Source organism: Caproicibacterium sp. BJN0003, assembly GCF_026314295.1.
Classification (GTDB): domain Bacteria; phylum Bacillota; class Clostridia; order Oscillospirales; family Acutalibacteraceae; genus Caproicibacterium.
Genome location: NZ_CP111108.1, coordinates 442,891 through 464,389 on the forward strand (window position 1 = coordinate 442,891; position 21,499 = coordinate 464,389).

A 21,499-nucleotide genomic window follows, 5' to 3' on the forward strand; every position below is an offset into this window, starting at 1 on the left:
GCGTTAATAATACTCTTAACTCCTACAGAGTTGTTGCACTTTGGTTCTCCTTTTCAATTAGACTAAATTGCTATTTTATATAATTGAGTACCGCTTAGAGAGTTCCATTTTGACAAGTCTTGAATTTTTCATTTAACGTCACTTTTATCGTGCAAAAAAGAAGAGGGCTAGGCACAAGACATTGTACTTAGTAGGAAATCTGTTGAAAGTCGTTTCTTCAAATTTCTTAGATTTTTGTCAATTTTAAAACATAAAAAAGCAGAGCTGATTTCTCAGACCTGTTTTATGTATGGCAATAGTAGCTGTTTCAACAAGTAGTAAGCTACTAATCTTTAATTCTTATTTTTATGAATCATATTTCGTAAAATCTCAAATGTTCGCTTGGCGTTTTTCTCCATATTTGACAGAATTAATCCTGAGAAGAATGATAAAAACGCTGCTATTGCGATAAATCCACATGTAATTAATGTGGGAAATTTTGCTACGAGACCCGTCTTAACATAATCTGTTAAAACCGGTATAACGTTCAATGTTGATACCACAGCTAATATTGCTGCAAATATACCGAAAAATCCCAATGGTTTATAATTTTTATACAGATTGAAAATAGTCTTGAGTACCTTAAAACCGTCCGAGTAAGTGTTTAGTTTCGATATGCTTCCTTCCGGACGATTGCGATATTCAATAACCACGTTATCGATCTGCATATTATTATAAACCGCATGAATCGTCATCTCAGTTTCAATTTCAAATCCTTTTGACAGGACTGGAAACGTCTTTACAAAATCATAACTGAACGCACGGAATCCGGTCATAATATCTTTTACATCGCAACTAAATAATTTGTTAATACTCTTTCGAACTAATGAGTTACCAAAATTATGAAATGGACGCTTGTTTTCTGTGAAGTATGTGGAGGATAACCGATCTCCTACCACCATATCTGCATTATGGTGAAGAACTTTGTCTGCCATTTCTGGAACAGCGTCTATAGGATAAGTATCATCTCCGTCTACCATGATATAGCACTTTGCGTCAATTTCTCGAAACATACGTCGGATTACATTCCCTTTACCTTGCATGTATTCATTTCGTACGATAGCACCTGCTAGTTTAGCAATTTCAACAGTTCGATCCTGTGAATTATTGTTATAAACATATACTGTTGCTGATGGCAAAACGGCTTTTGTGTCTGCTATTACTTTTCCTATCGTTTTCTCCTCATTGTAACAGGGAATTAAGACTGCAATTTGATCCATATTCAATCGTCACCTAATTTTAATATATTTTGTTCATTTTTTAAGATAAGCCCTAAAAGGACAGGTGTAGTTATTACAAGTGGGTAAATATATCTATATAAAACAACTGGTCCTAATAATAATGTGAGCCATAATGCAAATAGGAATGCTGCCGGAAATAAAAGTTGATAGCTATGCTTATAAAATGCATAAGTTATATAGAGTAGCATGTTCCACACAAAAAAGCCAGAACTAAATAGCATTGAAAATATAGGCATAGACTGATAATTATTGTTATAAGATAAATTATGTAACCATTTTTCTAGCCATTGGAAAGATGTAGGTGTTTGTCTTGTAATCAAAACCCAATTTTTATTATTTTGTGAAGTATTATCATATTCCCAATATGGGTGATATGCTTGTGGATCACGGTAATTCATATCTGGATACCATAGACCAATAGTCAAGCGCAAGAACGCATCTACATATGAAGTTGGGCATTTTTTCCCGACTTTTATCCATAAAGCTATAAACCTTTTTGGATCTGACTTACATAAATCGGAATTAAATGTCTGTTTCATAAGGTCTGAGATACCTTGTTGATTATTTGTGTATTTTGAATAATCAGGTATGTATTCAGCTATTTCACTAATATCTTCAGAGTTTAGCTGAGGGGATCCAACGGTTGCCGCACGTGACAACTGCATAATTGGAACGCTCAACATCTCTTGGAGTGAATCGGACTTTACGCCACCAGCGAGTGCTGTAATTGGTCCTGAATAAACTCCAAAAAGGACACATGAGATGATTCCAATTGATAAGATCTTTTTATTAATCTTCCATTTATGAAAAATTAATAAGCCAATGATCATTGCCATAATATTTACATATATAGCATTATTCCTAAAAATTAAGTTTATGAATACAATAACAATTGTCAATGCGACGCTTTTTTTTGATTCAAGATACTTGTTATTGACAACCAGTTTTGCCCACTGCAAAACCATTAGTAGAAATGTTGCAGAATAAATAATATCTTTCGTTGAAGAAAACGACATTATGGAATTTGTCGGTAGGAACATGAAGAGAAGCAGCATTACTAGTTGTACAATAAAAGGCAAATGCCAATTACGCAGATTTCTTATGGTTTCAGCAAATGCAAAAGAAAGAATGGCCATCTGAATAAGAATATACAGTAAAAATCCTATTTGTCTATTTCCTATAGCATCGCCAACTGTGATTGTGAAAAAGCCAAGAAGATATGAATGAATGATTGGGTGATGTAAACTAAATCGATGATTGATATAAAAATTTATCTGGTAAACACTATCATATCCATAAATTCCTGGAAAAGATGCTATGAGGTTTGGCACCCATGATAAGAAAATAATAATCCATACTATTATTTCAAATAGTATAGGGAACTTTTCTGAGAGTTTTGTTATACATTTGGGTTCTTTAAATACTTGTAGATTTAAATTTATTTTAGAAATAGACTTGAGTGCGATTGTGATCAATGGATACCACAAAAAGGTGCCTGAAATGATTGCTACCCATGTTTGTCCTTTGTTCGCTTGCGCATATCCACTTTTGATGATAATTGAGCCAAAAACAAGCGAAGCAGAAAAAAATAGAGCGAGAAGTATTCTTATAGCAAGTGCATTAGAATTATCAATTTCTAACGTTTTATACCAAAGAAACATTAGTATAACAAACCAGATCCATGAAAAAATACTATTAGAATATGATAAAAGCGTTAGTTCACCTTTTATCATATTCTGAATTCCCCATGTTGCTATTGTAGCAAAAATTATAGACATAATAATTTGTTTATTTGATGCCAATTTATTCAAATGCAATTTCATATTTACCTTTACTTTCAATCGTTTTTATACAATAATCTCTTTACATCGCTATAACATAAATTTCTATATTACTATATTATATTAATAATACTCTTAAATACCATAAAATGGAACGCTTTGTATGAAAATTCGTCAAGATTCAACATAATTGAAATAATACAATTAGACGTATTAACAACAAAAAATCCCTCAACCGTCTCATAACCGGTTGGTGCTGGGTTCGAGTCCTAGATGGCCCACCAAACAAAAACCGTGTCAGATAGCCATTTGTTGGCATTCTGATGCGGCTTTTTTATATCTTAAATTAACGCAAAAACACGCAAAATAATGGTAAAATTCGAAAACATGCAAGTCACATGCAAGTCAAAATATGCGTTGTAATATGCCAAAAACATGAATTAGATTCACAGTGGTGTTACAAAAATGCTTGACCATTACGATTTAAAAAAAATATATCTCTGCTGTATATGGTAACTAACAAAAAATAAAATAGTGTCAATGATTATCTTAACCACGACTTCTGGAATTACAGAAAAAATTCTTACAAATGTGGTAACAAGAAAGGCGCTCATACTCATTTGTACTGCTGCTAGCATCGCATATTTAATACCAGAGGTTTTAATTGATTCACTGCTCTTAAAAACGACCTTATAATTCATAAAATAATTATATGTTGCAGATATTATTCTTGCTAGTACCGTTGAAATTGCAACATATAAATTCAAATTTTTATTTTTAAGTATCAAACAAAAAAATGAAAACAAAATTAAATCTATAATGCTTGATGAAAATGATGAAAAGATATATTTTAAAATTTTTTTTCCGAGAATCCTATAGATTTTAATAGAATCTTTTATTGGGTTAAAATGTGTCTGATGATTTTCTTCTGAATCATAAACTGTTTTTATTGGTATTTCAACTATATTATATTTACCTGCACTTTCTAACAGCATTTGCATTTCAAATTCAAATCTATCGCCTTTAACTTCAAGAAGTTGTTCCATAAATGAAATAGGAATCCCACGAAGTCCTGTTTGTGTATCACTTACATGAACGCCCGATACCACTGCAAATACTTTCTTTGTCAAATTATTGCCAAATCGGCTTTTCCACGGTATTCCAGCTCCATTAAATTGTCGCACCCCTAATACCAAACATTTTGGTTCATTGTAGAATGCATCCATAACAGCTTTTATACATTCTACGGTATGTTGTCCATCTGAATCAGCTGTAATAGCCCCTATTGCATTCTGATAATTGTTTATAATATAGGAAAATGCTGTTTTTAGAGCTCTCCCTTTTCCCATGTTTTGTGGATGTTTCAATAAAACACCATCATGCTCATTTAAAAGTCTTTCTGCTTTTTCAAAAATAGGATCATATTCATGACAGCTACCATCATTAACCAATATAACTGGACCAATATCATTTTCATTAAATTCTTGTAACAATTTGATCAATCTATTATCTGGTTCATAAGCAGGAATTACTATTGGTATTTTTTCCATCTTTATCATTTTCTAATAATTACCTCGTTACCAACTTGTCCAGGGTAATTTGTGGAGATCCATCCCTGCACAGAAGTATTTTCTTTATCGTAAACCAAAATATATTTTGAACTAATGGTATCCATGTCCTCTTTGCTCGGACTAATGAGAGTCAATATATCATTTGTCTGAAATATATATTTTCCCAAATAATATGTGTAGCCCGAATCACTCGAACTAATTACAATGCAACAAGATTCCCCCATAGGTATTCCATACTGATTTTTAACATTTTGGATCCAATTACGTTCTGATGCATTAGGTACATCTGAAAATACGGTTTTAAATGTCCCTAATGTTCCCTTCATCGCTACGAACATTACAACTACTAATGTCAGAATACTGATAATTCCTGTTATCCTTTTTAATTCAATATCAGAGATAATTTTTAAATAGAGAAGTATTGTCCCGTATACAATGGCTATTAGTATCGTTTTACAATAGCGGGATGAACTGGAAAGACTTGTAGCTTCATCTCCTGGCATGGAATAAAGATACATAACAAGCGTTCCTACTTGGTACATGATATACATTACCAAGTTAAAAATAAAAATTTTGATAAAAAATTGTCGATTTGCTTTTGCGACAGTAAAGCACACAATCCCTGCAAATATCAAGCATAAGAAAATAAACCATACATCTTTATAGGTCAATGAAAATTTTAACATAGCGTGACATATTGTTCTAACATCTTCCGCCGTTTTTGATGCAAAAACATTTTTGTAATTTGCTACCGTCATAGCATGCTTGGAAGTTGCAGAACTAGCATACACATAACTGCAGTGATTCTGCCATAATTTCAAAGTGATGTATGGCAATAATGCTATAGCCAATCTAGAAATGATAGCCTTATCGTTCCTTATCCTAATTAAAATCCATATTGAAGCGATTGCAGAAAAGAAGATCCCAGAATTCTTTATTTGTATTATTTGAATCATGTAAAAAATTGACAGCCATAATTCAATGTGATACTTCGCAAAATTAACGGAATAACGATATACATATAAAAGCGCACACATCGATACTAATGGCAGCAATGTATCAACCAACAAATCCGTTACATTTATATTGTATAAAAAAAGAAAATTTGTAACAAAAAACATTATGCCACATGATAAAATCTGATTTTTCTTTGTATAAGTGAATATTGGTAGCAAGCATGTAAGCATCGTGTATATTTGTGCAAACATCTGTAGCGATTCATTCTTTCCCACAAGTTTAGCAAAATAGTAAATATAAGTTGAACTTCCTAATGGATACTCTTGAAACATAATAATTGTATCTTCGAAATTTGGATATCTGTTGGTAGACAACATCTGCTTGACAACTAATGCCCAATGTGAGAAATTATCATAATGAGTAAATATTTTCCCTCTCACATAAAAAAGCATAATTGCTGCCGAAATAACCAGATAAACAAAGCCAACCTTTTTATAATTGTTAATAAATTTTACGTTTCTGTCATTTGTGATAAAAAATATCAATAAAGCCAAGCCACACCCCCATAAAAGATAAGTAGTTCCCTTAAGAATATTAAGTAACCCAGCAAAAAACAGGATTGTAGTCTGTACGGCTATAGTTAAACTAGGTAAGAAATAAATATTAATTTGAGTCTTTCTTCTTAATAATTCCCAAAATCCCAGATTAGATAAGAAAAAAGCTGTCAACTTAATAAAAAGAACCAGATAATGCATTGGACCCATGCTCCTTCATCTAAATTATTGCTCCTTTTTGAATTTTATGATACACAAAAAGACACCATATTATAGCACTTATTCGACAAGAATGGTAGTAAGATCCAATTGCTTTTATGCTTTTGTAAATGTTAGTTTCTCAAAACAATTAGATTGTGAACTATATTTACACTGGATTTTTCACATTTTTAAATCAAAGCAAAAAAAATAAGCCCATCGAGGATTTTTGAACTGCCCCCAATTGTAGTTATATTATCCTACGATTGGGGGCCTTTTGTCATTGTCCGTTTTTTACGGACCTGTTCATTTCTCCTCGATAGGCTTATTTTTTATAAGTTATATTTTATTACTTTTGATTGCTGGCATCATCCGGTACCTGAGAGTCGACCTTACTCTTGAGCATCGAAACGAGGCGCCCTAAGAAACCAGGCAGCGGAATTCCGATATCTCCAATGTTTTCGAGAATGCTGATTAATTCGTTGCAGATCAGCCAGACAGCTACAAGCGACGCGATCAGCATCGGCAGATGAATGGTCATTCCGAGCTTGTCACCTGCATAAGAAAGAAGCCAGTCAAGCACTGCACCGACCGCTACCAGCAGCCACATACAAACCTTTTTCGCAATACCCTGAATGCCTCGATAGCTACTGATCTTTTGGCCACGCTTTGATGCTGCGGCTAAGCCGGTCACATAATCAATCAAATTACAAATGACTAGTACCAACATCGGCACGGCAAGTTCTCCGAGCCAAGACGCCAGAACTCCTACGATGGCAGTAAATACCGCCTTCGTTTTTGTTAATGTATCCATTTTATTTTTCTCTCCTCATGCTCTATAAAGATTGTTGATGTTTACAGCGGCCGTGACATCTCCGCCAATGCCAATAACTGCGCGGTCGCCGGAAAGTTCTAGAATGTTGTAGGTGGTCTGGTACACAAAGTCTGCAAGGTTGTTTCCGTCATAATCGCAAGCGCCGGATTGTACCTTGACGTTGTCACCTATTCCGATAGCAGCTGCAGGAGCAGAGCTGTCACTATACTGTTCGCGGATATCTCCATCGTTTACCCAGCACATCCCGTTGTCCAAAAGGTATGGGTTTGCGGCGCCTTCTGCGATGTATGTAATGACGCCATGATTTTTGAGCATATCTTCTGCTAGAATTGCTTTGCTGTTTGGTGCGGTGCTGGACGTATAGCAGGTAGAAAACACAACGTCCTCACCGATGCCGTGTGCATTACCGGACGGCTGTTCCGCCGATGCCTCCGACTGCTGCGGGGCAGGAGAGGGAGCGCCTTCCCAAAGAGGACACTTGTCCGATTCGTTGCCGTCGAAGTTTCGACCGCAAATGTTAAGGCAATCCGTAAATTGCCAAAGGTGATGAGATGCGGGGCTGGTGCAGTGGTCAGCCCACTGTGCAATCCACTTGTCGTAACGATCAAGCCGGCCGCCGGCAAGACAGCCATCGATCCAAGACTGGCTTGCATAAATACCGGAATAGTTTCCATCTGCCTCCATGGCACTGCAGAAGATATCACAGATGGACTGCAGCTGATCATTAGACGGAAATCCGTTGTTGCGTTTATATCCGTCCGCATCCTCCATGTCGTACCAAACACCCATAGGCGGGACTCTGCCGGCCAAAATCCGACGGGCATGAGCTACCTCACTTCGGGCGTCGTTATCGTTGAGGGCATATCCGTAAAGATAAGCGCCCCAGGGCTTTCCCATTTGTTCGCAAAGTGCAACGGTATTTTCAAATTCGCTGTCGTCCTGCGACTGGATATCAGATCCAAACCCGAGTCTGATTATTACAAAGTCCACATTTTGCAGCACATCACGGGTGATTCTCCCATTGTGCTCGCTTGTGTCAATTCCTCTCATGATTTTTATCCTCCTTATTGTGTATCGTGCCTTTTCCCGCTGGAATCGTAAGCTGAGATCAAGACAAAGTGGGGCTTTCCACTTGCATCATAGGCAGTCACGAGTCCAACGTGTTTTTTGCCGGCTGAGTCGTACACCGTGATCACACCGGATTTAACCTCCACGCCAATCCAGCAAATGGGGGAGGATGGATAAGATCCGTACCACTCGTGTACTTCCCAGACAGCGTAATAAACCCAGCCTTTTTTAAAGTCCTTGTTGGCTGCTATTATCCGATTGTAGTAATTATCTTTGCCATACTGATCAAGTATTTTGCTCGGTACCGTCTGAATACTTGTTCCGGATCCAACGTACAGCCGCGCACCGAGTCCGTCGGTAACTTCGAAGTGGTCAAAGTTTGCATTGCCCTGTGTGCTGGATTTGCTCCACGATAACGTGATCGCCATTCCGATCGGCACTTGTGTTTTAGATACATTTGCGGACGGAGCGCCGGCAGGATAATAGGGGCGTGCGGGAATTGTAAGAGTCCCGTCGACTTCGCCGTTGTTGCCGGCAGGACCGTATCCGTTGACCGTATCGCCCCAGTATTTTCCGAATACGGTAACGTTATAATCACTGGAACCCCGGCTAAAGTCCCAGGAACCTTCTACTTGTCCGACCCAGTTTCCGTTTCCGCTGTAAATTCCTTCTCCGTCCGCGCTGTAGTTTTCAACACCGCACTGCGTATGAACACCATATTCACTCATTCCACCATTGATACAGGCAGTGGATGTATGTACATGAACTCGTGCCGTATATTCGCTGATAATTTCGACATATGCGGATAAGTATGCTTGGGTTGTGCTGCTACCCCAGTAATAACTGTAGTCACTATTGCCGCCATACCATTCAGCCACCTAAATCACTTCCAATCATAATAGTTGAATATAAAAGCTGTTGGCGGCTGCGGTGGTAGGCGCTGCCGAGGTGCCCCAATTAATCCCCATTGCATGCAGACCATCTACACGGTTATTACATCCGTGACCGCCGTTTGCGATTGGCAGCGGACCGGTTGTATTGCCTAATCCAGCCGCATTGCGAAAAGCAGGAAGTGACTTCTGCCCGGTACCGCCCTGCTCCAGAGGGACAACACCGTTACTGTTCAGTCCGGCAATTCCGTTTGCCTGACCTTTGCTGTCTGATATGGCATTGATCAGATTCAGTAAATGCCCTGCCGTATCGCTGCCAAGTGTGTTTTTAATTCCTGCAAACCAGGTATCAAAATTACTTTCCGACTGTGCGGTAAATGTATCGTACCAGTGTTTGAAATCTGCTTCGTTTGCTGTCTTCTTGTCAGCAAACCATGATTCCATCTGAGAGAGTAAAGTGTCTGTTTTTACCTGATTGATGACCCCTGTTACAAGGCCGCAGAGATTTGTATCCAGCCTGGTGTCCCGAATATTTGACTGCGTGATTTTTGTAACTCCTCTGGAAAGACTGATTTCAGCGAGGCAAAGTTCATATATGTCTGACGTTCGCTCTAAAGCGGGGGCAGCCCCGTTCGATCCGGCCTTCACTTCGAAATGAATATCCCGGTCTATTTGATCCAGCTGTGCTACAATGCGGTATATCGTCGTAGCATCGGGGGTTGGGACAGTCAAAGTGCTGCTTCCCAAATCATACGCATACCAGCCGTTGATAAAAATATCTCCCGGCTTTAATGTCACAACTAAGCCGTCCCCGGCGACTACCTGAAAATTATCAGATGTCTTTCCATAAACACCGTTCGAAAGAAACATGGAATGATATCGCGCGAAGTATTGATCATCAACAGCACGGTCTGAGATCGGAAGTCCGTCTGTTGTTTCTCCTGTTTTAATACCGGGAAAGATTCCGTATTTTAGTGCCATTATTTTTCACCCCCTGTAATTTCATCGGCTTCCGCCTGTGTCAGATTTTTCCCAATAAGAGAGTGAATCTGATCGACGGTAACGCGCCCTAGTTTATACTGAAGCATTAAAAAATTGGCGCTCGCACTCATCATTACGCATTACCTCCAATCATCTGGGACAACAGTAATTCTTCTACCGCCGCCAGTCGATCAGGAATAGTCGGCGTGCTTTTTTGCTTTTCGATTGCTGCCAGTTCGGCAGCGGTATAGGGGATATAGCGCTTTATATCCTCGTACGTGTCATAAGCGTCGCAGCCCAATACTCCCGGTACGTCGATAACTTTTTCAACATCTTTTCCGCCGTTTTCATATTCTTTTATAACTTCAATATGCGACTGCTCTGCAACAGCCGTCACGGCGTCATGGTGGATTGTCAACTTGTCCAGTTCCAGGTGTCCTTTTTCTAAATCTGGATTCAAGATTTCATTGCCATGCTGATCTAAAATTTTCATAACTTTTATTCTCCTTTTAAGACAACCGTTTCCACATATGAACACCAACATATGGAGGCATAATATCCATTGCTTTTCCACCTCCGCCTAAAGCTCCAATCCAATCAGTCGGATCGTTTGTAAGATAGTCTCTGGCTCGTACTTGTACGGTGCTGCCATCGTGATTATTGTCGACTGTATAATATCCGTGCGTATAGAGTCCTACATTGGGTAGATTGTCTTGCGAGATGGTCTTTGTTTTGCTGCCGCCGTAATATGTTCCATTCTTCATTTCATCTTGAGTTGAGCCATAAAGAAAAACATCTTCCTGCCGCATCCATGTACCGCCTAAAAAAGATGCAGGACTCACATTTTTAAAAGAAATATAATAAGTACCGACTGGAAAAACATATGTTAATAAGTCTGCTTTCGTTAAATAGCCTGTGGGAATTCCTTTTAAGTCTGAATATTCTCCGGAACGCGCAACTGGTGAAAGCTGCGGAGTTTCAGCGCTCTTGCCGACTTCGTTTACCTCGCGTTTGACCTTTCCTAATATGGTAGACGGAGATTTCCCCAGTGTGGGGGTGACGGTATGAGAGCCGTTCTCCCAAACTTCTTCAATTTCCTCCACTCGGGCAGTATATTTAATCCCGGTCTCCTGATCGATCACCGTTCCGAGATCGCCCAAATCGTAATCTTCACGGTAAACCAGGGTGTTGGAAGTCAGCACCGAGAAATCAGCGGATTCCGCAATCGGATATTGGGTGAGCTTTTCCTTTCCTCTCTGAATGAGTTTTGCTTGGTATGTGGTATCGGTATCATCTTTTTCCCGCTGTAAATCGCGGGCATCAACCCAAAGCTCCTTTCTCGGATTGCCGTTTGTTTGGTCAACGGTCACGATAATACGGTCAGCATCTTCACCTTCACCAGCGACATATGCAAAGTTGCGGTAATCTCCGGCGCTGCGGGTATAAGTGGATAGGGAGGATGTTTCCTCTTCGTCTGAGAACACTGCGAGCGAGTGAACGGCTTGATTTTCCGTGCGGTCAAGCCCCTGCCATATTTCGGCGTACATTTGGTCATGAGGATAATCGTACAGAATCCGGAATCCACATTCCTGCGGTGTTGCAATCTCTCTGATTTTTGAAAGCAGATCGTCCCCTCTGGTTTGCACCGGTACCGGCGTTCCGAGACCGTGCATTGCCCCTAGAGACAGCTTGGCTATTTTTCGCTTGCTGTCAGCCGGGGTAATGCAGTAGTTTGTGATCCATTCCCGCGCCCAGACTTCCGGTGTCTTGGTACCTGTGACGATGTCGGTAATTAAACGGCCGCAAAGGATATCCTCTAAGAAATGACCTTTTACAATGGTGTCGTGTTTCTCTTTATCGTAGGACACATCTTGAATGATCCCGGTTTCAACCAGTCCCTTAGACCAGATGTATTCTGCTCCCATAAAAAGCGGAAAATATTTTGGAGAACAGTGAAGTTCAAAATTTCCCGTTTCATAATATTTGCGGTCCCAGATTAAAGAAGAGAAATCATCGAGCGCACCGAGCTCTGCGAAATCAGCATTTAAGATAATTAAATCGATCAATCTTTACACCCCCAAATATTTTGCAGACCAGCGGGGATATACCTCTAAATTGGTATACCCATCATCTGCGGTATAAGAAAGCGTATTTTCTCCTTCCAAAATCTGAAAGAAGGTACTGGTGCGGTCTTTTTTCTGACTGATGTTGACCCCGTTTAACTCAATGCGTTTATTTCCGTGTTCGGTCGTAACGACTAAATGATCTCCGGCTTTCATGTCTACGATTACTCGTAAAAATTCTCCGGTTGTCAAATTGTCTATTCGTGGGTTCTTTACGACGTTTGTTGCAATGAATTCTATTTCGAGTCCGGTCGATACGGCGCCGGGATTTATGACAGTTAGTTCATTGTTGTATTTGCGGTATGCCAAAGTAAGGTTTGTTCCCTTGAAAATCGAAAACGGCGTCAAGAGTACCGGCACTTTCCCGGCGATATTGTCTGAAAACTCATCCCCGATAAAATAGGGGTTGGGGCAGGTAAGCTCAAAATAAAAAGCGAACGGATCGTAAAGATTCGCTCGCTTATCTTTAAAAACGGTTGTCCGATAGGAAATATGACGTTCTGTTCCGCAGTAATTTACAGTTAATACACCGGGATGATGTACTACAAAGAAATCCTCTATTTGATGACGTATTAATTCCGTATCGCCGCTACCGCGATATTCTGCCTCTATTGCAACTACTCGTGGTTCCACACGATATCCGAGTTCCTGACTTCCGTCGAATTGGGCGTTTGCTTTTAAATTGTAGGTAATATCAGAAGATTCAATCCCTTCAATGGTTAGAATGCCGTAGTTCGTTCCGGTACCCATGGACAAGGTGTGATTGTTGCTTTTAAGTGTCAATGTGAGCTGCTTTTTATCAATCATAGGCTAATTCCCTCTTTGCGCGTTTTACGGCTCTTGCATGAGCCTGTGGGGTAGGAACCGGTTCGTAGAAATTAAAGGTATCATTGCTGGAAACGTTGGGAGTGCTGCTTTCTGATCCTCGGGAAGGAATACGATAATAGTCAGCGGCTCCTACAACTGCAGCGGAAGTGTTTGCAGACTCTGACCGTACAGATTCCCGCATAGCGGTAATAACACCGGAAAGCTTTGCAGGGGAGAACTGCCGCACAATTCCCTTTGCAATCTCGTTATATACGGACTGCTTTAAAGGTAAAAGTGCTTCGTGCCCCTTTTCTCCGTACTCATTGACACCGGTAACCGGATCCCAAAGCCTAGTTCGGTGTGTAAAAACGCCGACGGCACCGTCTGCATGTTTGCTGATCTGATATCCACCGTTTGCGTATCCGGTAACGCCGCCGTTTGCTCGTCTTACATAGAGTGGACCTTCCTCTCCTCTGGCTTGCGGATTATCATATACGACTTCACCCTGAACTACAATCCGACTGGTAGCGTTAGACTTAACATAATTGTTGAAGGCCCATAAATCATTGGAAAGTTTGTCCCAATCAACTTCTGATGCAATTGTTACCGTTATGGGTGATTTAGATTGTGCCGTTTGATTCATTCCATCGATTTTTGCCCCAGTGGCTTGACGATCTTGGGCGTCTGTAGCGCTCCACCCATCAAGGAAGGCCTGGCCTTCTTTATCGCCACCGGTGTACATCAATCCAACACCGTCATCAATTTTTAAGCCCATACCTTCCAAAGCTTTATTCACGGTATCCTGTGCGCCGGGGGGCAGCTTTGTAAGGGACAGCAGAAAGGAATCAACCATTTGTTGAGCAGACGAATCCATTTCGGAAAATTTTCCACCGCTGTCGGCCACCATCTGAGTGAGGGTCCCAAGCTGTTTTTTTGTTTCAGCATCTAAGTCGGATGATAATTGGGAATTAAGATCAGTAAGAACATTATTATGACGATTGTTTTCCTGCTCTTCTTCCAGATGTATTTTACCGGTTGCATATCCCTCAGCAGCTCTTCTTGTATAGCCCTTATTCATATAATCTTGTGTATATTCGTCATATTTGGCGTCAATAGCTGCTAGATTATCAGTGTGTTTCTGATTTTCTTCTTCTTCCTGTTGATTGATAGCAACTTGTTTGCTGAGCCAGTCTTGGGCAGCAGACGCACGAGAGGAATAGCCGTCAGCTACAATCGACCCTACCTGATCCTTTTTGCTTTCTGCGGCAGAGACAGCATCCTGACATTCTTGCGCAGCCTGTGCATCTGCAGTTTTTAACCATGCTTCGCCGTCTGCTCCCATTGTTTCAGCAGCCTTTTTATTTGACGCCACTTTTGACATATAAGCATCTTCGGCGTATTTTTTAGTGCTTTCGCATTCTTCGTCGGCAGCTTTTATCATTCTATCGGATTGTGCCTGATATTCGTCTGCAGTTCCGGTAAAGCTGTCTTTTAAAGCCTGCGCCTGGTCAATTACAGCATCTTGCCGCCCTTTATGCAGTTCCAAAAACTGATTCGTGATGTCTTCCATCTGCTTTAATAAATCCTGCAGGCTCTGTACTTCTGCGCTGTTTGCATCGATTCGCCCGGCAGAATAATCAGCCGCGATTTGAGATATTTGCTGCTGAATCGAACTCATTTTATCTTTGAGCTCCACCTGCTTATCGGAAGCCATTAAGGTTGCATCATTAAATCCATCCATGGAACTTGTAGCGCTGTCCACTCCGGTTTGATAGTCCTTCATATACTTTGCTACTCCGGAATAAGCTTCTCCCAGCTTATCCTGGGAGTCGGCGAGTAAATCTGCACTGCTGGCAGCTTTTTGCTGTGTGGCAGAATAAATCGCGATTCCTGCGCCGACGGCGGCGATTAGGGTAATCACCACGCCTAGAGGACCGCCAAGAGCAGCACAAGCCGCGTCCCATGCGGCAGTTGCAGCAGTCGCAAGTGTGATTTTGCCAGTTAAGACACCAACGATCCCCTGCATGATTGTCATTTTGCCAGAAGTGGCATAGGTTGCGATCGCTGCGGCGTCCTGTGCTTTCGAAAAAGTATCCCACATTTTAGCGGCGTCTTTGATTTTGGCAATGATTTTCACGAACTCGGATACGGCTTTTCCTGCTGAAGATAAATCCTTCGTAGTGCCTTTGATTGCAGACCAAGTCTTAAAGCCGACTCCTACGGATGCAATTAGGGGCAGCAGATTGTTAATATTTCCTGCAAGGAAGGACACGGCAGAAGAAACGACCGGCAATAAAGCATTGACGATTTTGCAAATATCCGCTATTACATTTTTGACGGTAACCCCTAAACCAGGGAGGGCGGATTGCACGGATGCGGCAATTTGAGAGAATCCTGATTTTACGGTGTTCCCGACTTGAGTAATGTCCCGCCCAATATCGTACCCGAATAGTTGCTTTGCAAAAGCGGTAATCATATCAAGACCAGCCTGCCCGACTGCTGGAATAACGGTTGTAAGGGCCGAAAGAATGGACTGCCCAATGCTGATTGCCGATGCCGTGATCGTATCACTGTTGCTTGTAAGACCTTTGATAAAGGCTACAAGTACCGTGGTGCCGGTTTGCAGAAATTGAGGAGCATACCCTGCAGCCTTTGCGATTGCTTGCGCTAACACATCACCGATTGCCGGTATTAATTCAGTAGTTCCTCCATGTTTAAATGCAGCGGAAAGCTGAGATACCCACCCACTGGCAGTAGGAAGCAAATCGTTTTTTAAAGTGTCCTGCATGCCCTGAGAAACATCACCGAGAAGAGTCATAACGTTGTCTTTCAGGGTGGAAAGCTGGCCATTAAAGGTTTTGCTTTGTGCTTCCATCGCACCGTAGAACTGTCCGCCCTCGCTGGTAGCGGATTTGAACGCCTCTGCGACTTCCTGCGCAGAAATACCGCCGGCCTCCATACGCTTACGGAGATCGCCCATGCTTTCGCCGGTCTTTTTGGAAATCTCACTCAGCGGGTTGAATCCGACGTTGATGCACTGAAGTAAATCTTGACCGGAAAGTTTTCCGGCACTGGAAATCTGCGAGAAAGCCAAGGTTAGTCCATCAAATTTTGCTTTATCGCCCTGAGAAATATCACCCAGCATTTTTAAGTCGGGCATGATGTCATTTGCGGAAGTCCCAAATGCAAGTAACGTTTGTGCGCCTTTTGAAAGATCAGACATTTCAAAAGGTGTTTTATCTGCAAAATCTTTAAGATTTGCAATCATGCTTTGTGCTTTGCCGGCGGATCCCAGCATGGTTGTAAAAGAGGTTTGGTACTGTTCCATTTGGGCGTTGTACTTAATAATGGTACCAAGTGAAATCCCGCCGATCGCTGCAGAAATACCGCTGATTGTTTTTGTGATCCCGGATACTCCGGATTTAACGGTAGAGCCCAAATTGGATAAGCCTTTTTTGATCCCGGCCGTGTCTAGGTCCGTTAGAATTTTGATTGTACCGTCTGCCAAATAATCACCTCCATTTGGGCATAAAAAATCCATGCCCGGTTAAAGGCATGGAAAAAGTTAAAATAACGCAGAAAACGAGTCCGCAAAGTCTGCGTCTTTCTGTTCAGCAGATCGCATGTCGGGGAGTCGATAGATCCTTTTTAGCTTTCGTAGCTGCTTTGCCTGCTCTTTCGGCATATCTCGGGTGATCTCCGCTTGTCTGATCGACATGATCTTTACGATTTCGTTATTCTCTCCAAGACCTGAAAACAACGCCCGGAACTTCCACCAGTGCAGATAGTCGATCAAATTAAGATCGATTCCATACTGAGTGAGGAAGGCAGCGTAAATGTACGGCGCATCGTATTCGTATGAATAGATCTCCGTAGCCTTTTTTCCTTTTCCGGTATCTTCAGATTCAGGCTCTCCGCAGCGGTAAAACCACATAAGGGCATCGATTGTCTCTTGTAGATTCTCAGTGACATATTCAATATCATTAGGGAAGAAAAGAGACAATATTTTTAGAAGTAAGTCATTTTCTGATAGTTGATCAAGCTGCTTTGTTAATAGCAGTTCATACCGGATCGAGGTTCGAAAATTAGTGTCAATCGGAACCGCTTTGCCTCCGATTTTGACAGTATCGGGGAGAGAATCAATCAATAGGCTCATTTCACGCGCCGAAGCAAGGCGCGCATTTTATCGTAGTCTTCGGCTGTTAACTGGGGAAGTCCTTCGGGTGCTTTGGGCGGTTCCTCCGGTTTAACGGGCAGCAGTGCCTTATTGTTGGATTCAACCGTTTTGGTGATTCCCTGTACCTGAGCCTGTAATTCCGCGTCGAAATTTCGAATGAACTCATAGAATACGCGGAGACAGTCTTTTAAATTGCCCTCCGTATACGGCCTGCCGAAGATGTTTTCAGCAGATCCTGCGCCAAGAAAAGTATCGAAGAAGTCATAGAGGTTTTTGCACTGGCGTTCGATCAGCACAAGCATACTGTCGATTTTACCTGTCCTGGCTTCGCTTTCTATCTCGTTTTGCGCAGCATTACATGTGCTTTTTGCTTCCTCAATATTGCGTAAAACACGCAGATCGGTAAGATCCAGATTGATTTCCTTCCCGTTGATTTTCATTGTTTAAATCCTCCTAATTAAGCAGTTTTTTCTGCACCGGCAGTGAATGTACAGGTGTTTGCCGCGTCGTCAACAACGGCGAAACCTTCCTCTTTGCTGCCTTTCACTTTGAAGTTTCCACTATATGTATAGGCATCAAGGGATCCGCCTTCTGAATCGGGAATCACGGCAAACGGACGCTTAATTGCGGCATAGGTGTTTGCACCTGTTCCGGGATGACTGAGATCAACAATGACGATTGACCGAATAGCGTCATTCCCAATCAGTTCGTCGTCTGTGATCTTGACAATATCGTCGTGTACGGCGTTCCCTTTGTACTGATCAAAACCGTATGATTCGGACGGGGAATAGCCGGTCACGTCAGTCTGCTCGAAAGATTCATCTACATACTGACGGTTATATTCTTTTGAATTTTTGCTGGTAGCTAGATCGGTAAATCCCTGCATCCGGTGAAAAACAGGATCTCCGGTTCCGCCTGCAGCAGGAACGCCATAATAAGCGCGCTTTGCTGCTCTTGCTACAAGAACTCCATCCATATTAAAAAGCCTCCTTAAAATAAATCAGTTTGCACTGAATTTGATAACGTTGTGTTTTGTTCTGCTCGTCCGCAGAAAAGGCATACCCGTTTGTGATAGCTTTCACGCTTTGAGCAGTGCAGCCGGCCGGCAGAGAAGGAAGATGATTTAGTGCGGTTTCCTGTTCCATCCAGTCGGAGAGAGATTCAAAAAATTGAGACGCAGCCATGTTTTTGACTGCGTCTCTGCTGTATGCATCTTTACTTGCTAGAATGAAAAGCGTTTGTCGGCGTGAACTGCCGTCAAAATACTGTTTGACAACAGGCTCACATGGAACTTCGTCAATCGTGTATTCTACAGGCTTTGGAGCAAGATAGTTCACACGAATTGTTTTTCCGTCCAGCAGGGGACAGGAAAGAAAAAATTCCCGAATGCCCTCTATAATAGAATTCATTTTGGCTGACCTCCTACATAATGCGCTAGACTGTTGAGAAGTTCCCGGCCGTGATCGGCAATCATACGCTTATCCCAATATTTCCCGCGCTGTCCATTATCACGATTATTTTCGTAGTATTGCTTCCTGGCGTACGGCTGCACATATAAGACACCGTCTTGCTGAACCTGTGCGGTGTTCTTTAAAGGACCATGTAAAAGTGGAACATATGGATCGCAGAGACGTTTGATTTCAGAAGCCATGAATTTTTGCGCCGGACCGTTATTATTTAAATAACGTCTCGCAAGAATCGTCTCAACTGAATCGAGTTGAATTTTAACGGATGTTCCCATTAGACCGCCTCCAGCTTCCAGTGTGCGCCCTGTCCGCGCCGATTATCATGTACGGCCGAAATTGTCACAGCATTATAAGTGCCCCTCAGATCGGCGTCATTTGTTCCGATAGGGGCGTCACAATCACCGAGAACCAGCATATCGTCTTCGTGTGGTGAAAAGCAGCGGGTGTTTTCTACTGGAATTCGGCATTGAATCACTTTCCCCAGGGAAACGCTTTTGTTTGAAACCGTTGCTACCGTATGAGCGTACCAAGACGCGCCGGAAATTACAGTGCGGGATACGGCGTTTCCGTCATCATCCAAGTGATAATAAGTGACCGTTTCATTTGCCATCTGCATATCAGTCCACCCCCGCATAGCGCAGAGGGTGGGAAAGAGGAAGGTACAGATTTACTGCATCCTCTTTCTGTGCTGCATACTGGCTTTTAACAATCTGCATGGATTCATAGGTTTCGCTGTAGCCGTCATTGCTGTATGATTTGATATCCTCATGGGATGCGGCCTTTTTAGCTGCCGCATGTTCATTCAGTACGACATTGGCGACTGCACAGACTGCCAGTTTTACTTCATCGGGAATATCTTCCGTATGGTTCCACTTTAACCGCCAGTAAGTCAGTAGGTTAACGTACCCTTCGGCTTCTCTCTCAATAGTCGGCCAATCGGCTTCCGATACGAGGGAACCATGGTAGGTCCCCTGATAGTAAGCAAAATCTGCATACATGTATTTTCCTCCTTAAAATTAGGCGTTTGCAGGTAGAGTAATATCTTTTGTAACAGCCGTACCCGCGACTGTGATGGTATCACTTACAGTGCGGTATCCGGACTTCTTGACCGTTACAGGATAAGTGCCGGCGCGCAGGTTGTACACAGCTTTACCGCTGTCATCCGTCTTTGCACGTGCACCGTCAACATCTACTGTTGCACCGGAAACTGCTGCAGGCGTTTCTGCGTTGTCCTTAACCGTTAAAGTTACCTTTTGATCAGTAAAAGCAGTAGACGGCTCTATATAAGCGAACGGTACGGCGAGACGATCGCTGTCCAAACGGGTTGCATAATTTGGCAAAGCCCAGCCGAGACGCATCACCACACGCAGGGCAATCATGTCCTGCTGCGCAAGGTTATAGACAATTTCTTTTGTGGCAGGATCCTGGATAACGCCCTGATCGAGAATTTTAACAGTGATGTCTTGCCGCATTGCGTAAACGGCCTGAGACCAGTCGCCGGCGACCATGAGTGCAACGGAATTATCAAAACTCCCGTTTACAGGGAAAGAAATTGGTGTGCCGTCCAGCGTGTAAGGAGTTGCCGCTTTCATGTCGCTCATAAACAACGGATGTCCAGTTGTATCTTTGATTCCGCGCAGAGCAGAACGAGTCTTAACGGAAGCGATAATTCCATTGACCATATGTCCGGTATCTTCAACTTTGGAAATCAGACCGCCGGTTCCGAGTAAAGAGTCGTATGTAATACCGCCGGAAACGTTATTCCCGGCATTGCGTGCGCGGGTGATAATATCGGTCTGCCATTCGTCCGGGCGGTTGATGCCGAAAGCGATTGCCTGATCAATCCGCAGTCCCATAGCTTCATTGACACGTGGGGTAACTTCGCCCATGATGTCGTAACTGGAATCGTCGAGGACTGCTTCCGGGATAGGAACAATGACGGCCAGTTCTGCGGCAGTCATGTAAACATTGTCCCATGCCTGCATGCTGGTCTGCTTAAAACCGTTGTCTCCATTAACCCAATATGCCATAGGCAGCATATCGAGAACTGGAATTTTAGTCTGTTTGCTGGTCATGTTCGGCATTTTGCGCATAAGCGGCAGTACCGAGGACTGTTTTGGAACGTCCTGAAAAATGGTCTGTGTAAGCTGCTCCTGAATTAATGCAGAAGCCTGTTCTCTTGTAATCATATGTTATTCCTTTCCGCCGCCCAGAGCTTCTCGCAGGGCGGCATTTGCTTTTTCATGATCTGTGAGTGTCCCAGTATTGGGACCGGGAGTGCGTGCTGAAAATTGTGGTGGTTTTTCGTCAGACTCAAAAAGAAATCCATAATCATTTTTGACATTATCAAGCTGTTCTTTGAGTCCGAGAATCGTGTCACCGTCAAGTTTCAGCGCATCTGTCTTAAGGTGTGCTTTTACTCCGGTTACGTCCTTGGCTTTTGCCGATTTTAGCGCATCGCTCAAAGCGTAGTCGAATTTTAGAGCATCGACCTGTTTTTGAGCGTTTTCTGCGGCCGTGTCGGACTTTGTTTTCCACTCCGGATCATAACCGGTCAATTTTCCGTTGGCAGTATCCAGCTGCGTTTTGTAGTTATCACGCTCAGTTGTGAGTGTGCCGACGGAATTCTGCAGTTTCGTGATATCTTTTCCATGCAGAACCATTACTTGAGAGGCCTGTTCGTCAGTTAAACCAATAGATGTGAGTTCTTCTGTTTTCATAATTTGTCCTTTCCTCATAAAAGCAATAACTAGGCGTTTTAAGTGGTCGCTGGCACTCGATTATTGCTTTCATGCTCTGCTTTATTAGGGC

General features: G+C 42.2%; 22 protein-coding genes. All 22 read right to left on the minus strand.

What is annotated here, in order from left to right:
• Positions 1 to 332: 332 nt before the first annotated feature.
• Positions 333 to 1,259, minus strand: a complete 927-nt coding sequence (locus tag OP489_RS02085; RefSeq protein WP_266162723.1) for a glycosyltransferase family 2 protein — start codon at positions 1,257 to 1,259, stop codon at positions 333 to 335.
• Between the two features lie 2 nt (positions 1,260 to 1,261).
• On the minus strand, positions 1,262 to 3,103 hold the full coding sequence (locus OP489_RS02090; RefSeq protein ID WP_266162724.1) for a DUF6020 family protein: 1,842 nt from the start codon (positions 3,101 to 3,103) through the stop codon (positions 1,262 to 1,264).
• Between the two features lie 434 nt (positions 3,104 to 3,537).
• The gene (locus OP489_RS02095) at positions 3,538 to 4,620 is read right to left on the minus strand and encodes a glycosyltransferase (protein WP_266162725.1); all 1,083 of its coding nucleotides are present in this window, start codon (positions 4,618 to 4,620) and stop codon (positions 3,538 to 3,540) included.
• Complete coding sequence (locus tag OP489_RS02100) at positions 4,617 to 6,344, minus strand: hypothetical protein (protein ID WP_266162726.1); 1,728 nt, start codon at positions 6,342 to 6,344, stop codon at positions 4,617 to 4,619. The genes OP489_RS02095 and OP489_RS02100 overlap by 4 nt, the downstream gene beginning before the upstream one ends.
• A gap of 346 nt (positions 6,345 to 6,690) precedes the next feature.
• Positions 6,691 to 7,155, minus strand: a complete 465-nt coding sequence (locus OP489_RS02105) for a phage holin family protein (protein ID WP_266162727.1) — start codon at positions 7,153 to 7,155, stop codon at positions 6,691 to 6,693.
• A gap of 15 nt (positions 7,156 to 7,170) precedes the next feature.
• On the minus strand, positions 7,171 to 8,226 hold the full coding sequence (locus OP489_RS02110; protein ID WP_266162728.1) for a GH25 family lysozyme: 1,056 nt from the start codon (positions 8,224 to 8,226) through the stop codon (positions 7,171 to 7,173).
• Between the two features lie 14 nt (positions 8,227 to 8,240).
• Entirely contained in the window at positions 8,241 to 9,122 is an 882-nt protein-coding gene (locus tag OP489_RS02115) for a hypothetical protein (protein WP_266162729.1), read from the minus strand.
• A gap of 15 nt (positions 9,123 to 9,137) precedes the next feature.
• Complete coding sequence (locus OP489_RS02120) at positions 9,138 to 10,115, minus strand: hypothetical protein (RefSeq protein ID WP_266162730.1); 978 nt, start codon at positions 10,113 to 10,115, stop codon at positions 9,138 to 9,140.
• A complete protein-coding gene (locus OP489_RS02125) occupies positions 10,115 to 10,249 on the minus strand; it encodes a hypothetical protein (protein ID WP_266162731.1) in 135 nt (44 codons plus the stop codon). The genes OP489_RS02120 and OP489_RS02125 overlap by 1 nt, the downstream gene beginning before the upstream one ends.
• Positions 10,249 to 10,608, minus strand: coding sequence for a hypothetical protein (locus tag OP489_RS02130; RefSeq protein WP_266162732.1), 360 nt, complete (start codon positions 10,606 to 10,608; stop codon positions 10,249 to 10,251). The genes OP489_RS02125 and OP489_RS02130 overlap by 1 nt, the downstream gene beginning before the upstream one ends.
• Before the next feature lie 16 nt (positions 10,609 to 10,624).
• On the minus strand, positions 10,625 to 12,181 hold the full coding sequence (locus tag OP489_RS02135; protein WP_266162733.1) for a siphovirus ReqiPepy6 Gp37-like family protein: 1,557 nt from the start codon (positions 12,179 to 12,181) through the stop codon (positions 10,625 to 10,627).
• Positions 12,182 to 12,184: 3 nt separating this feature from the next.
• Positions 12,185 to 13,045 carry a phage distal tail protein gene (locus OP489_RS02140; protein WP_266162734.1) on the minus strand — a complete coding sequence of 287 codons (861 nt, stop codon included), beginning with the start codon at positions 13,043 to 13,045 and terminating at the stop codon, positions 12,185 to 12,187.
• The gene (locus OP489_RS02145) at positions 13,038 to 16,553 is read right to left on the minus strand and encodes a tape measure protein (RefSeq protein WP_266162735.1); all 3,516 of its coding nucleotides are present in this window, start codon (positions 16,551 to 16,553) and stop codon (positions 13,038 to 13,040) included. The genes OP489_RS02140 and OP489_RS02145 overlap by 8 nt, the downstream gene beginning before the upstream one ends.
• Positions 16,554 to 16,610: 57 nt before the next feature.
• Positions 16,611 to 17,201 carry a bacteriophage Gp15 family protein gene (locus OP489_RS02150; protein WP_266162736.1) on the minus strand — a complete coding sequence of 197 codons (591 nt, stop codon included), beginning with the start codon at positions 17,199 to 17,201 and terminating at the stop codon, positions 16,611 to 16,613.
• Positions 17,198 to 17,662: a DUF6673 family protein gene (locus OP489_RS02155; protein ID WP_266162737.1), complete on the minus strand. Its 465-nt coding sequence runs from the start codon at positions 17,660 to 17,662 to the stop codon at positions 17,198 to 17,200. The genes OP489_RS02150 and OP489_RS02155 overlap by 4 nt, the downstream gene beginning before the upstream one ends.
• A gap of 17 nt (positions 17,663 to 17,679) precedes the next feature.
• Positions 17,680 to 18,198 carry a hypothetical protein gene (locus tag OP489_RS02160; protein ID WP_266162738.1) on the minus strand — a complete coding sequence of 173 codons (519 nt, stop codon included), beginning with the start codon at positions 18,196 to 18,198 and terminating at the stop codon, positions 17,680 to 17,682.
• Position 18,199: 1 nt separating this feature from the next.
• The gene (locus OP489_RS02165; RefSeq protein WP_266162739.1) at positions 18,200 to 18,631 is read right to left on the minus strand and encodes a hypothetical protein; all 432 of its coding nucleotides are present in this window, start codon (positions 18,629 to 18,631) and stop codon (positions 18,200 to 18,202) included.
• Positions 18,628 to 18,963 carry a minor capsid protein gene (locus OP489_RS02170; RefSeq protein WP_266162740.1) on the minus strand — a complete coding sequence of 112 codons (336 nt, stop codon included), beginning with the start codon at positions 18,961 to 18,963 and terminating at the stop codon, positions 18,628 to 18,630. Before OP489_RS02170 ends, OP489_RS02165 begins: the two co-directional genes overlap by 4 nt.
• Positions 18,963 to 19,304, minus strand: coding sequence for a DUF6751 family protein (locus OP489_RS02175; RefSeq protein ID WP_266162741.1), 342 nt, complete (start codon positions 19,302 to 19,304; stop codon positions 18,963 to 18,965). Before OP489_RS02175 ends, OP489_RS02170 begins: the two co-directional genes overlap by 1 nt.
• A gap of 1 nt (position 19,305) precedes the next feature.
• On the minus strand, positions 19,306 to 19,686 hold the full coding sequence (locus tag OP489_RS02180; protein ID WP_266162742.1) for a hypothetical protein: 381 nt from the start codon (positions 19,684 to 19,686) through the stop codon (positions 19,306 to 19,308).
• Between the two features lie 18 nt (positions 19,687 to 19,704).
• The gene (locus OP489_RS02185; protein ID WP_266162743.1) at positions 19,705 to 20,877 is read right to left on the minus strand and encodes a phage major capsid protein; all 1,173 of its coding nucleotides are present in this window, start codon (positions 20,875 to 20,877) and stop codon (positions 19,705 to 19,707) included.
• Between the two features lie 3 nt (positions 20,878 to 20,880).
• Positions 20,881 to 21,408 (minus strand): phage scaffolding protein, encoded by a 528-nt coding sequence (locus tag OP489_RS02190; protein ID WP_266162744.1) that lies wholly within the window; start codon positions 21,406 to 21,408, stop codon positions 20,881 to 20,883.
• Positions 21,409 to 21,499: the final 91 nt, after the last annotated feature.

What these genes read in the sequence shown, in the direction of transcription:
- OP489_RS02085 (WP_266162723.1), bottom strand. Translation starts at nt 1,259, where the DNA reads ATGGATCAAATTGCAGTCTTAATTCCCTGTTACAATGAGGAGAAAACG.
- OP489_RS02090 (WP_266162724.1), bottom strand. Translation starts at nt 3,103, where the DNA reads ATGAAATTGCATTTGAATAAATTGGCATCAAATAAACAAATTATTATG.
- OP489_RS02095 (WP_266162725.1), bottom strand. Translation starts at nt 4,620, where the DNA reads ATGATAAAGATGGAAAAAATACCAATAGTAATTCCTGCTTATGAACCA.
- OP489_RS02100 (WP_266162726.1), bottom strand. Translation starts at nt 6,344, where the DNA reads ATGCATTATCTGGTTCTTTTTATTAAGTTGACAGCTTTTTTCTTATCT.
- OP489_RS02105 (WP_266162727.1), bottom strand. Translation starts at nt 7,155, where the DNA reads ATGGATACATTAACAAAAACGAAGGCGGTATTTACTGCCATCGTAGGA.
- OP489_RS02110 (WP_266162728.1), bottom strand. Translation starts at nt 8,226, where the DNA reads ATGAGAGGAATTGACACAAGCGAGCACAATGGGAGAATCACCCGTGAT.
- OP489_RS02120 (WP_266162730.1), bottom strand. Translation starts at nt 10,115, where the DNA reads ATGGCACTAAAATACGGAATCTTTCCCGGTATTAAAACAGGAGAAACA.
- OP489_RS02125 (WP_266162731.1), bottom strand. Translation starts at nt 10,249, where the DNA reads ATGATGAGTGCGAGCGCCAATTTTTTAATGCTTCAGTATAAACTAGGG.
- OP489_RS02130 (WP_266162732.1), bottom strand. Translation starts at nt 10,608, where the DNA reads ATGAAAATTTTAGATCAGCATGGCAATGAAATCTTGAATCCAGATTTA.
- OP489_RS02140 (WP_266162734.1), bottom strand. Translation starts at nt 13,045, where the DNA reads ATGATTGATAAAAAGCAGCTCACATTGACACTTAAAAGCAACAATCAC.
- OP489_RS02150 (WP_266162736.1), bottom strand. Translation starts at nt 17,201, where the DNA reads ATGAGCCTATTGATTGATTCTCTCCCCGATACTGTCAAAATCGGAGGC.
- OP489_RS02155 (WP_266162737.1), bottom strand. Translation starts at nt 17,662, where the DNA reads ATGAAAATCAACGGGAAGGAAATCAATCTGGATCTTACCGATCTGCGT.
- OP489_RS02160 (WP_266162738.1), bottom strand. Translation starts at nt 18,198, where the DNA reads ATGGATGGAGTTCTTGTAGCAAGAGCAGCAAAGCGCGCTTATTATGGC.
- OP489_RS02165 (WP_266162739.1), bottom strand. Translation starts at nt 18,631, where the DNA reads ATGAATTCTATTATAGAGGGCATTCGGGAATTTTTTCTTTCCTGTCCC.
- OP489_RS02170 (WP_266162740.1), bottom strand. Translation starts at nt 18,963, where the DNA reads ATGGGAACATCCGTTAAAATTCAACTCGATTCAGTTGAGACGATTCTT.
- OP489_RS02175 (WP_266162741.1), bottom strand. Translation starts at nt 19,304, where the DNA reads ATGCAGATGGCAAATGAAACGGTCACTTATTATCACTTGGATGATGAC.
- OP489_RS02180 (WP_266162742.1), bottom strand. Translation starts at nt 19,686, where the DNA reads ATGTATGCAGATTTTGCTTACTATCAGGGGACCTACCATGGTTCCCTC.
- OP489_RS02185 (WP_266162743.1), bottom strand. Translation starts at nt 20,877, where the DNA reads ATGATTACAAGAGAACAGGCTTCTGCATTAATTCAGGAGCAGCTTACA.
- OP489_RS02190 (WP_266162744.1), bottom strand. Translation starts at nt 21,408, where the DNA reads ATGAAAACAGAAGAACTCACATCTATTGGTTTAACTGACGAACAGGCC.